The organism is Anabaena lutea FACHB-196 (genome assembly GCF_014698305.1).
Taxonomy (GTDB): domain Bacteria; phylum Cyanobacteriota; class Cyanobacteriia; order Cyanobacteriales; family Nostocaceae; genus Anabaena; species Anabaena lutea.
The window spans coordinates 39,155-51,385 of sequence record NZ_JACJST010000018.1; the positions used below are offsets into that span (position 1 = coordinate 39,155).

Consider the following 12,231-nt stretch of genomic DNA (forward strand, 5'->3'; position numbering starts at 1 on the left):
AAGAACTCAGCACTGTTGAGGGACTAATATTGTGGTTTAGGGGAAGAGGAAGAAATTTCGACAAGTTTTTCTAACTTAACTGAGTTTAACAGTTCTATCCATTCTGCTTGTGCTTGGGAATCGCGATCGCGCAACTGATCCAAAATCTTCAGAGTTTCATGCCAAATCCCATATTCTGCATACAATTTTGCCTGTTCTACAGAGTTCGCTTTTAGCCATCTTATTCTAGCCGCTTGTTTCTTACTCAAAGAAGTACGTTTAATCCAACCCTCAAGTGCTTTATCTGCTTCTCTATCCATAGGATTGCAGATAACTAAGAATTGCCATTGATATGTTTTACTCGCTGCTAAGTTGACAGTCTTTGGCATACTTATCTTCACTATCCCCGGAGTATTCACAATTGGAAAAATTTTTTCATAAACAACAGTTTCCGTTTCTTTATCAATCACACGAAATTCAGCTTTCTTATTAATAGCTTTCGGAACCTGTACATAAACTGTGGGGTTGGGAGCCACTGTCGTCAACACATTATTTTCTGGAGTCAACGCAGTCAGATATGTTTGCTTCTGATTAAGATTGTTTGACATCAATCCATTACTTAAGCTCTGATTACCACAAACAGTACCCCGCGAACCCGCTCCTGAAGTTCGTGCCGGTGCGCCCAAATCTTCCGCTGGCGGGAATTTTACGCTCACTCGCAATCCTTGGTATAACTGTGCGTGACTCTGAGTTGGTATGATAGGAATCATGAAGATTCCCGTCAAAATTCCCAAAGTGCGGGTTTTTCCTTGAACAGAAGAAAACTTTCTACTCATATACACTAGCTTAGATTAATTTCGATGATACATATCTAACACTAGTCTAAAATTTTATCAATGCCAACATGATAGACGCGGGGACGCAGGGACGCGGTGACGCGGGGATTCATTTGTAGCTTTAATTTACAGCAGATTGCAGATCAATGAGGTACAGAATAAAAATTGAAACCTAAACACCAAGCCAGTTTTACTCCTGACTCCTGACTCCTGACTCCTGACTCCTGAATTCTGCCGTAAGTGAATTGATATTACACGGAGATTAAAAACCTCTCCCTTTGTCGGAAGAGGCTTTGGGAAAGGTATTAAAATAATTCGTAATTCGTAATTCGTAATTAAATTACATTACTTACCTACGAGTATTAATTCGCAACTTTTTGATTTAACCACCTATACAAATCTTCTAACCCTTCACCAGTAGTAGCAGAAACTTGGAAAATCTGCATTTTAGGGTTTACTTGTTTCGCATATTCAATGCAGCGTTGAACATCAAATTGTACATAGGGAAGTAAATCAATTTTCGTAAGAATCATGATTTCACTAGCGCGAAACATATGGGGATATTTAATTGGTTTATCTTCTCCTTCCGTCACCGATAAAATTACAACTTTAGCAGCTTCTCCTAAGTCAAATAAAGCCGGACAAACCAAATTTCCGACATTTTCAATCATCACCACAGAATCTAATGGTGGGTTGAGTTGTTGTAAACTCTTTTCTATCATTGATGCGTCTAAATGACAGCCTGTACCTGTGTTAATTTGCACAACTTTACAGCCTGTTGCCTTAATTTTTTCAGCATCATTAGTAGTTTCTTGATCACCTTCAATAACACTGATAGTTAATTTATCTTTTAAATCATTAATCGTACGAGTTAATAAAGTAGTTTTTCCCGCCCCAGGAGAACTCATTAAATTTAAAGCCAGGATATTTCGACCTTTAAACCAGCCGCGATTTTGGGCAGCTAATAAGTTATTTTTTCCTAAAATTTCTTGTTCTAAAGATATTGTTGTATTATGAATTTTTGCATGAATTTGGGGCGCTTCTTCATGGTGATGAGTATGGGTAATTACAGTTCCATCTGCTAAAGTATGGGTATGATGATGTGCATGATCTAAATTAGTAGTTTTCGCTTCATTATCATCAGCACAACCGCAAGTTACACACATAAATCCTCCACTTCTATTTCTTTAATCTTCAGTTCTTCACCAGTAATTATATCTAACTGCACGCTACCACATTCACAAATTCCAAACGGTTGATCTACAGAAAAAGTTGTATCACATTGACGACATTTAGCCATTCCTGGTATTTCTAATATTTCTAATACTGCACCTTCTACTATTGTATCTTTGGCACAAATATCAAAACAAAATTTAATTGCTTCGGGCATAATAGCTGATAATTGACCAATTTCTAATAATACTCTTTGGACTTTTTTTCCTTGGGCATTTTCCCTAACTATAGCGATGATATTTTGGGTAATTCCTAGTTCGTGCATAGGTTTATGATTTTATCTCACGCAGAGACGCAGAGGGCGCAGAGAAGAGGAGTTTTAACAAATTCTGGGAAGTTGATCTCCTACTAGCATATCAATTATTCTTTCTGCACCGAAGGCAGTTTTTAAGAGGACTATTCCTGGTGGTTTGGGAATAATTTCACCTATGATAGATGCTTGTTTTCCTGTTGGGTGATTTTGCATTGTTGATAAAATAATTTCGGCTTTTTCTGGAGGGGCGACTATGACTAATTTTCCTTCGTTGGCTAGATACAAGGGTTCTAAACCGAGTATTTCACATACTCCATTGACTTCTTCTCGAATAGGAATTGCATTTTCATTGATGCGTATTCCTACGTTTGCTGTGAGAGCAAATTCATTTAATACTGTGGCTAAACCTCCTCTGGTAGCGTCTCGCATAGCGTGAATTTGGGGACAAACTTTGATGATTTCCGCGACTAATTCATGTAATGGTTGACAGTCACTTTCTATATCTGTTTCTAATGCTAACTCTCCTCTAGCAATTAATATTGCTGTTCCATGATTTCCTATTTCACCATTAATAATTACTACGTCTCCCGCTTGAATGTTGCGGGGAGAAATATCAATATTTAAAGGAATTATGCCAATTCCCGTAGTGTTAATAAATAGTTTATCAGCACAACCACGATTAACAACTTTGGTGTCTCCTGTGACTATTTGCACTCCGGCTTTTTGTGCGGCTTTTTGCATACTGGAAACTACACGGCGCAATGTTTCTACTGGTAAACCTTCTTCTAAAATCATGCTACAGGTAAGATATAAAGGTTTTGCACCACTGACGGCTAAATCATTAATTGTGCCGTTAATTGCTAGTTCTCCTATATCTGAACCAGGGAAAAATAAGGGATCTACTACATAGGAATCTGTGGTAAATGCTAATCTATTTCCATGTTGGGAAAGGCTGGCTAAATCAAATGTTGCTTGGTCTTCTAATTCGGAAAGAATGGGATTATTAAAGGTTTTTACAAAGACATCATCTATCAAGTCACGCATGGCTTTACCACCGCTACCATGTGCGAGATTAATATGCGTATCGCGGATTTTTCCCTGACGACGACGAACTTGTTCTATTTTTTGAAATAGGTAATTTTGATTTGAGTTAATTGTCATTTTTAATTTTTTTTATCAGCATAGGTTTTTCTTATTTTTATGACAGGCATATTGCCTGTCATTTTAAATTATTTACCAATTCTTTCTATCATCTCTTTCGTCTCTGTCTTTTCTTTCATCTCTATCTTCGCGTTTATTGCTGTTTTTGTCATAATGCAAAACGCCACCAACTGCCCAATCTTCTCGTTCAATTTCTTCAAAATGAATAATTATTGACTCAGGTTTAGTATCTAAAACAGAGACTAAAGCATCAGTCATAGCTTTGACTAATTTCCGTTTTTTTTCTATGGAGTTATTTTTACTAATTCTGACGGTTACATAAGCCATGTAATTTTCCTCAAATTGTGCAATTTAGACTGATATAGGTTCGGTAGATACACCTGATTTATCTCTTTTACCCATATTTGAAAGTCGCCCATATTTGTAATATGCTGCACAAGCACCTTCGGAGGAAACCATACAAGTTCCTATGGGCGTTTCTGGTGTGCAAGCTGTTCCAAATACTTTACATTGCCAAGGTTTTAAGACTCCTTTAAGAATTTCTCCACATTGACAAGCTTTATGATCTGCTACGTTTAAATTAGGAATTGTAAATTTAGCTTCAGCATCAAATTGGGCATATTTTTCGCATATTTTAAAACCGGAATTAGGAATTTCTCCTAAACCACGCCATGCAAATTTTTCGCGGACTGCAAAAACTTGATTCATGGCTTTTAATGCGTTTTGATTTCCGGCTGGTTCTACTAAGCGATTATATTGATTTTCTACTTGACAACGGTTTTCGACTATTTGTTTTAGCAACATCCAAATTGATTGGAATATGTCTAATGGTTCAAAGCCAGAAATAACTATTGGTTTATGATATTCTTGGGCAATAAATTCGTAGGGTTCTGTACCTATGACCATACTTACATGACCAGGCCCTACAAAACCATCCAGTTTTAAATCGGGATTTTCTAATAATGCTTGGAGGGCGGGTATAACTAATACATGATTAGAAAACATACTAAAGTTCGTGATGTTTTCTGCTGCGGCTTGGAGTATTGTAAATGCTGTGCTGGGGGCGGTGGTTTCAAAGCCTAAACCGAAGAAGACTATTTCTTTATTGGGGTTTTCTTTGGCTATTTTGAGGCTATCCAAGGGTGAGTAAACCATGCGAATATCTGCACCCTGGGCTTTGGCTTGTAAGAGGCTGGTTTTTGAACCGGGTACGCGCATTGCGTCGCCAAAGGTGGTGAAAATTATGTTAGGATTTTGGCAGAGTGCGATCGCATCATCTATTCTACCTTTGGGCATGACGCACACTGGACAGCCCGGTCCGTGAATTAGTTCGATGTTATCGGGTAATATTTCTTCGATTCCGTATTTGAAAATTGAATGGGTATGTCCTCCGCATACTTCCATTATTTTGATGTTTCTGTCTATTTGTTGGCTGAGTTTTTCGATTTCTTTTTGTAATGCTTGGGCTTTTTCGGGGTTACGAAATTCGTCTACATATTTCATATTTTTATTTCTCACGCAAAGGCGCGAAGGACGCGAAGAAAGAAGGAAGAGAATATTTAATTGCTAATTGTTGTTTGGGCTGCTGCTATTTCTTGCAATAATTGCAATGTTTCTGCTGCTTCTTGTTCGTTAATTCGGTTCATTGCAAAACCAACGTGAACGAGTACCCAGTCTCCTATACATTTTTCTGGTGGGTGTTGTTCGTCTACTATACAAGCTATGTTTACTTGGCGTTTTACTCCTCCAATATTAACTATGGCTAGTTTGTGTTCTGGGTTGGTTATTTCTGTTATTTGTCCGGGTATTCCTAAGCACATTTTATTTTTCCTTTTTTGAAGATTTATCTCACGCAGAGGCGCAGAGACAACAGAGTGTTTTTATATTATTTCTTTTAAGTATTTAGCAGCAGCTATAACAGCTTGTCCTAGTGATAATCCGCCATCGTTTGCAGGTACTATGCTATGAGTGAGGACGTTTATTTCTAATTTTTCTAATTGCATTTTTACCTGTTTTAATAAAATTCGATTTTGAAATACTCCCCCTGTTAATGCTACTTGGTAAAATTCATGTTCTTGTCTAATTTGGTTAACCATTTTTACCACTGCACTAGCTAAACTTTTATGAAATTTTGCAGCTATTTCTGGTGAGGAGATGTGCTGGTTTATATCATTGAGTATTTCTCGCCATGCGGAAGATGTATCTATATAATAAATATTATCTAATAATTCAAATTTAAATGGATAATTTAGAGTTTCTTCATCATTGTTTAAGATAGTTACATCTGCTATGGCTTCCATTTCTATAGCTGCTTGTCCTTCATAACTACATTGTTCTCTACATATATTTATTGCGGCGGCTACTGCATCAAATAATCTCCCTACTGATGATGTTAAGGGTGAGTTAATGCCTTTTTTTATAATTTGATTCAGTAATTTGGGGTTTTTATGTTCTAAAAATTTGATTATTTCTAATTCACTATATTTATCTTTGATTTGTTCCCAAGTAAAAGCATTAATTAATTGAGAGTATGTATTTCTCCACGGTTGATAAATTGCTTGTTTTCCTCCTATCATGGGCATGGTTTTAAATGTCGCTAATCTTTGAAAGTTATGATAATCTGCTAATAGAAATTCTCCGCCCCATAGTTTACCGTCTTCACCATAACCTAATCCATCAAATGCTATTCCTAAAACTGGTTTTGAGTTTAAGGGAATTTGATTTTCTGCCATACAAGCTGCTATATGGGCATGATGATGTTGGATTTGATCAAGTGGAATTTGATTAGCTGTTGCTAGTTCTTTACCCAGTTTAGATGATAGATATTCTGGATGTTTATCAATAACAATGATTTCTGGTTTATGTGCAAATAAATTTAAGTATAAATTCAATGTTTCTTGATAGGCGTTAAATGCGGTTGCATTTTCTAAATCTCCTAAATGTTGTGAAAGAATAGCTTCTCTTTCTCGTAATAAGCAAAAGGTATTTTTTAACTCGCTACCCATTGCTAAAATTGGCGGTATTTTTTCAAATCCAGGTGGTAAAGGAATTGGTGCAGGTGCATATCCCCTAGCACGTCTGAGGGTTTGTATTTGATTATCGATAACTCTAACAACAGAATCATCTACCCTATTAACAATATCTCTATTATGTAAAAGAAAATAATCGGCTATTTTTGATAATTTATCTTTTGCATCTTCATTATTTATACATTGTGGTTCATCAGAAATATTCCCGCTAGTTAAAACTATCGGGTGGTTCATTCTTCTCAGAATTAAATGATGTAAGGGGGTATAAGGAAGCATGAAACCCAGAGTATCTTGTCCCGGTGCGATAGAACATGGTAATTTTTTATCTGTTTTTATTTTTAATAAAACAATGGGTGCAGCAGGACTTGTTAATAATTGTTTTTCTAAATCATTAATATAGCAATATTCAGAAATAATATTGCTATCTCTTGCCATTAAAGCAAAAGGTTTATGATAACGTTGTTTGCGGTTTCTCAGTTTTATAACTGCATTTTCTAAAGTTGCGTCACAAGCTAAATGAAACCCACCCAAACCCTTAATAGCGACAATTTCACCCTTTTGTAATAAGGTACAAACAGCATCCACATCATCTAACATTGAGAACATATCAGAAATGACAGGTTTACCGTCAGCCCTTTCCAACCATGCACGAGATCCACATACATGACAAGCGATAGGTTGGGCGTGAAAACGGCGATTTTCTACATTTTTATATTCCTTTTCACATTCCTTACACATGGGAAAATCCACCATGCTGGTGTTATTTCTATCATAAGGAATAGCGCGAATAATACTCAACCTGGGACCACAATGAGTACAATTAGTAAAAGGATAACGAAAATAACGACTAAAAGGATCAAAAATATCCTTTTGACATTGGGGACAAGTTGCAGCGTCAGGAGAAATTTCTGTTTTCACCACACTATTAACACTACGAGAAATCACAAAATCATCAAAATCGAATTCCCCAAAATATGGACTCCTCTTCACCTCATTAATTTTTGCCAAAGGAGGACATTCTTGATATATTTTTTTTATAAATACTGTAATTTCTTCCTCACTACCAGAAACACGAATTAAAACACCTTCACCATCATTACAAACATCACCCTTTAACCCACAAACCTTAGCCAAACGATACACAATAGGACGAAAACCGACACCTTGCACAGTCCCACGAACCCTAATTTCTTCAATAGGCATCTTTCTTCCTTTGCGTCTTTGCGCGAAATAATCAAAACTTCCAAATCAAAACGCGATTATTTCCAGAATCAGCAATTACCGCAGTTCCACCACAAACTTTAATTCCATAACACCAATTTAAACTTTGTCTTGTTGGTAGTCCAAAATTCCGATTTTCGCTTTTCTTGGTAAAGTTATCTTGTCCAATTACGACATCAGCATTCGCACCCTGTAATAATAAAAGAGATTCTGGTTTCTTCCATCCTAGCAAACGAGAATTAGCTGTATCTGCAACTATTAACCAATCTTTCCAGATATCTACTCCATAAGGCATACTTAAACTACTACGACTAGGGAAATAAACCCCTTGATTCAATTCCACCGAATTAAAGTTTTTTTGCCCTAAAACCACAGCACAAGGGACATTATTTTCTGTTGGTATTCCTTTCCAAATCATTACCCGGTTATTACCTGCATCAGTAACCACTAAATTATCTTCCCACAGGGTGATATCATGACACCAACGCATACTGGAAGCAGTGGGAGAACCACCACCATTTTCATTGCGTGATATCATGTTTGGTTGTCCCAAAACTATATCCGCAGGTTGTCCATTTTCTGTGGGGAATTGATTCCAAATCAATAAACGTCTATTTCCGGTATCGGCTACAAATAACTTACCTTGATGATAGAAAATACCGTAAGGCCAATGTAGGGTATTTGCCGCAGGTTCTCGATTTCCTCGATTTGGTTCATTATCAATAAAATTAATTTGTCCTAATACTAAATCTGCGGGAACATTACTATATTCTGGAACATTATACCAGATTAAAATGCGATGATTCCAAGCATCGGCAACGGCTAAACCTGTACCACATTTACAAATACCTGTAGGAACACTAAATGTAGATTTTCCTGGTATACTTTTGGCGTTTTGTCCTTCAGAATAAAAGTCTGGTTGTCCTATTACCCAGTCAGCAGGTTGATGATCTTTTGTGGGTAAATTTCGCCAACCTAATAAACGATGATGTCCTGTATCTGCTACCCATAATATTCCTGTTTCTGATAATAAACAAGCTGCACGGGGACCGAACATTGTTGAAGGGGTGGGTGCAATAGGTATGGCTATTTGTTCGGGTGTGGTGTTGTTTCCTAATATTACTTCTGCACTTTTCTGAGATAATAATTGGAGATTTTCAATAATCATCTTGATAAAAGACTAATGTTTGATTTTTGAAATATAGGTAGTATGATGGTTTTGGTGGGCATTGCCTACAATACTTGAACTTTTTCAAAGATAATTTATGATTCCTATAGTGTTTAATTAAGTGAATTAAGCTGCGGATCATCTGCGGTGTGAATTTTCTACTTTCACATATACATTTTCACCCTTAACTCTCACCTCATAGCTTTGCAGGGAAACATTAGGTACAGTTAAACATTCACCTGTGTTTAAATTATATTGAAACTGATGTGATGCACAAGTAATAATGCCATTTTCGATCTTCCCTTTATCTAAAGGAAAACCTAAATGAGAACAACTATTTAGATAACAACTAATCTGATCACCTAGTCTGTATATAATTAAATCATTATTGGCAACTCTAACGGCTAAGATGCGATTTTCAATTATGTTATCTAATGTTGTTGCTTTCACCCAATAGGAGTCTGTAGGGAGAGAATTATCAGGAGGATGAGAATTACCCTGAACCGCAACTACTCTTGTAATTTCTGGACAATGTTTTTTAATAGTCTGTTCTATTCCTTGGGTTAAAGTTAAGGTAGAAGTGGCACAATTACTACAACTACCAATTAATTTAACTTCTACTGTATCTGGTAATTTAATGGCTACTAATTCCACATCTCCTTGATGATTTTGTAAACTGGGACGAACTTCGGCTAATGCTGTTTGGATACGTTCTGATAATGGAGGTTTAACTAAGTTATGATATAACAAAACTGCATAAACAATTTCATCATTTACAGCCTGATTTAAAGCTGATATATTTTCTTGTTTAAGACTTTTAATTAAATTAGTTAATGCGGCTTTATGTAGAGATTCAATAGCCCGTTGTAAACCTACGGCTACACACCTTTGACTTTCATCCCATTCGGAAATAATCGCTTCAAATCTGTTAATATCTGTAATCAATTCTTCTAGTTGAGTCATTATTAATCTGCTTAATTAATTATAAACATTAAAACTCAACCCCACAGATAATTCTGTAGGGATTGATAACTTTTAATTTGGTATTTATGCAAACTCATTTCATTCTAAAGTCTTGTAGCAGAAAAGGCATGATTACACCAGTTACTAAACTCGCTACAGTAATGGGAATACAAAGGGGGATAGCTGCCTGTGCTAATAATACTAAGATTAGTGTGCCAACACTACTAGCAATAGCGGTTTGACGGAGAAAATAGATAGGATCTCGGAATAGTTTACCTTTGAGAAGTAACTTAAAAGAAAACCAGCTTAGTTCTAACATATATCCTCCTAGTAGTTAGATAAGAAATTCATCATTAATAAGCCGAGAATAATGGCAGGAATTATTCCCGCAGGTGCGAACAAACTACCAATAGTTGCGGCGAATTTATAGCCTAAGTCTTTACCTGCAAGGATCATGCCGCCAATTGCACCACCAATCATTGATAAAATCACAGCAATGATTAACCAAGTAAATGCTGTCGTGAGATTTAATTCTGTATTCAAACTATACAGAAATTCTTTAAATGCTGGGTTATTGACAAAATCAAACATGGAATTCTCCTATTGAGGGTTTAATGCAAGACAAATGCTTGCATTTCTGCTGCTACATCTTGTAGTGCTTTGGCTACTACTTCCGCTTGTTCTAGTTGTTGATTTTCGGTAAATATTTGCCAAGCTTCTTGATAGTAGGATTTGGCTGTTAATAGATTTTGCTGATTACCTAATTCTGGTTTTTCTGGATTGTCGGGTAAGTTAAATAGGGCGTTGGCTTTGTTAGAAATTGTGTTAGCATATTCTAACGGTGTATCTTGAGGATTCCGCACTTTTAAGGCTTCGTTGTAGGCAGAAATAGCCCGTAAGTTATTCTCTACAGGATGGGAACTGATTAAATATTGCAAAGCGTTACCTAAGTTGTTTTGCAACATGGCATATTCCCTCGGATGGTCAATGAGGTTAATATGTTTGAGTGCTACTTCAAAAGACTGCACTGCTAACCCTTGACGTAAATATTCCCGTTCTGATGCCATTGGCATAGAAAGATATGCGATCGCTATATTGTTAGATAAAATCGCATATTCCTGTGGGTAATCTTCCCAGCCAAACACCCGCAAAGCCTGATGATAAGCTTGAATGCTGTCTGTTATCCGCGCTAAATTGTTGGGAACAAGGGATTGCAAAACTAAGCCCAAATTCATCTGTGCTTCTGCTACTTCCTCTGGTGTCGCCAATTGTTGTAATATTGGTAAGGCTTCTTCATAACCTTCCTTTGCTTGTAGCAACAGTTGAGAATCTGCATCAGGAATCATTTGCAGAGTACCTGCTATTCCCACCTTAGCCCGTGCTTTTAGCAAAAGATAGTTGTCACCGCACATTTCATAGGCACGATAAAACAACCCTACTGCATTTCGTAGGTCTTGGGCAGTTTTCGGCTTTTTCTGAAAGCCTTGCGCCATTTCTATCAGCATTTGGATTTTTTCCTCTGCTGTTGCAGACTCCGAAGCAATAGCTGCGATCGCTGCCTTGACTGCTGAATCTGTAATACTAGGGGTCATAATTGGCGTACTCTAGCCGGTTGGGGAATTAAGTCAACACCCACACACAACAAATGTGGGGCTATAAACTAAGCCGATTTACGCAAGTTTCGAGTCTTTTCAACAGATTCCCCAATCTCAAACTTTTCTATCTCTTCTCACCGAGAGATAAAACACGATCAGCCAAAATTTCAATTAACAGGTATTTTTGCCCGCAATCTTATGACCACTCCTTTGATTGCCTAAGTCAATTCTTCTCACTATAAAACAGTTGGTTGAGAAAATCCTAGCGGGAAATTACCAATATCAATAGCAATTAAAAGTCTGTGAGGAATTCATGATAGGACAGGCGAGATGCCTGCCCAAATATATCACTAAGGAACAATCAAAACTGGACAAGGGGAAAGATTAATGACGCGACTGGTGACGCTATCAGTTGCGCCTTCATCCGTTAAGCCTAAACCCCGACAGCCCATAATAATTAAACTGGCCTCGATTTCATCAGCAACATCACAGATAGTAAAGGCTGGTTTACCTTGTCTTTCCAGGACTTCGGCTGTAATTCCTTGCTGAGAAAATAAGGCTTGGGCATTTTCTAGCAGTTTAGCAACCGCCTCTGGAGACACCATAGGATCAGGATTAGGGGTATCTGAGGTTGGTTCTTCCACGACTGACAGGAGTACTAAGCGACTACTGTACTTCTGTACTACGTTGGCAACTACATCCGCAGCTTCCCGCGCAGCCCGACTTTGATCAATTGGAAACAGAACTGTCTTAAACATAAATCACTGGGACACCCCGTACTCCGGTAAAATCT

General features: G+C 37.2%; 14 protein-coding genes. All 14 read right to left on the minus strand.

Annotated features, from left to right (window positions below):
- Positions 1–23: 23 nt before the first annotated feature.
- Positions 24–815, minus strand: a complete 792-nt coding sequence (locus H6G59_RS18380) for a DUF928 domain-containing protein (RefSeq protein ID WP_190716935.1) — start codon at positions 813–815, stop codon at positions 24–26.
- A gap of 362 nt (positions 816–1,177) precedes the next feature.
- Positions 1,178–1,981 (minus strand): hydrogenase nickel incorporation protein HypB, encoded by an 804-nt coding sequence (hypB, locus tag H6G59_RS18385; RefSeq protein WP_190716937.1) that lies wholly within the window; start codon positions 1,979–1,981, stop codon positions 1,178–1,180.
- Positions 1,972–2,313 (minus strand): hydrogenase maturation nickel metallochaperone HypA, encoded by a 342-nt coding sequence (gene hypA, locus H6G59_RS18390; protein ID WP_190716938.1) that lies wholly within the window; start codon positions 2,311–2,313, stop codon positions 1,972–1,974. Before hypA ends, hypB begins: the two co-directional genes overlap by 10 nt.
- A gap of 54 nt (positions 2,314–2,367) precedes the next feature.
- Positions 2,368–3,462, minus strand: a complete 1,095-nt coding sequence (gene hypE / locus H6G59_RS18395; protein ID WP_190716940.1) for a hydrogenase expression/formation protein HypE — start codon at positions 3,460–3,462, stop codon at positions 2,368–2,370.
- A 72-nt stretch (positions 3,463–3,534) separates the two neighbouring features.
- Entirely contained in the window at positions 3,535–3,789 is a 255-nt protein-coding gene (locus H6G59_RS18400) for a tautomerase family protein (RefSeq protein ID WP_190716942.1), read from the minus strand.
- A gap of 24 nt (positions 3,790–3,813) precedes the next feature.
- Positions 3,814–4,965 (minus strand): hydrogenase formation protein HypD, encoded by a 1,152-nt coding sequence (gene hypD / locus H6G59_RS18405; protein ID WP_190716944.1) that lies wholly within the window; start codon positions 4,963–4,965, stop codon positions 3,814–3,816.
- Between the two features lie 56 nt (positions 4,966–5,021).
- Entirely contained in the window at positions 5,022–5,282 is a 261-nt protein-coding gene (locus tag H6G59_RS18410) for a HypC/HybG/HupF family hydrogenase formation chaperone (RefSeq protein WP_190716946.1), read from the minus strand.
- 60 nt (positions 5,283–5,342) lie between these two features.
- Positions 5,343–7,694 (minus strand): carbamoyltransferase HypF, encoded by a 2,352-nt coding sequence (gene hypF, locus H6G59_RS18415; protein WP_190716948.1) that lies wholly within the window; start codon positions 7,692–7,694, stop codon positions 5,343–5,345.
- A gap of 31 nt (positions 7,695–7,725) precedes the next feature.
- Positions 7,726–8,880: an NHL repeat-containing protein gene (locus H6G59_RS18420; protein WP_190716950.1), complete on the minus strand. Its 1,155-nt coding sequence runs from the start codon at positions 8,878–8,880 to the stop codon at positions 7,726–7,728.
- Between the two features lie 138 nt (positions 8,881–9,018).
- Positions 9,019–9,843 carry a NifU family protein gene (locus H6G59_RS18425; protein WP_190716953.1) on the minus strand — a complete coding sequence of 275 codons (825 nt, stop codon included), beginning with the start codon at positions 9,841–9,843 and terminating at the stop codon, positions 9,019–9,021.
- 94 nt (positions 9,844–9,937) lie between these two features.
- Positions 9,938–10,162: a hypothetical protein gene (locus H6G59_RS18430; protein ID WP_190716955.1), complete on the minus strand. Its 225-nt coding sequence runs from the start codon at positions 10,160–10,162 to the stop codon at positions 9,938–9,940.
- A gap of 8 nt (positions 10,163–10,170) precedes the next feature.
- Complete coding sequence (locus H6G59_RS18435; protein ID WP_190716957.1) at positions 10,171–10,434, minus strand: asr0689 family protein; 264 nt, start codon at positions 10,432–10,434, stop codon at positions 10,171–10,173.
- Between the two features lie 20 nt (positions 10,435–10,454).
- Positions 10,455–11,435 carry a hypothetical protein gene (locus H6G59_RS18440; RefSeq protein ID WP_190716959.1) on the minus strand — a complete coding sequence of 327 codons (981 nt, stop codon included), beginning with the start codon at positions 11,433–11,435 and terminating at the stop codon, positions 10,455–10,457.
- Positions 11,436–11,788: 353 nt separating this feature from the next.
- A complete protein-coding gene (locus tag H6G59_RS18445; protein WP_016949615.1) occupies positions 11,789–12,196 on the minus strand; it encodes a universal stress protein in 408 nt (135 codons plus the stop codon).
- Positions 12,197–12,231 lie beyond the last annotated feature (35 nt).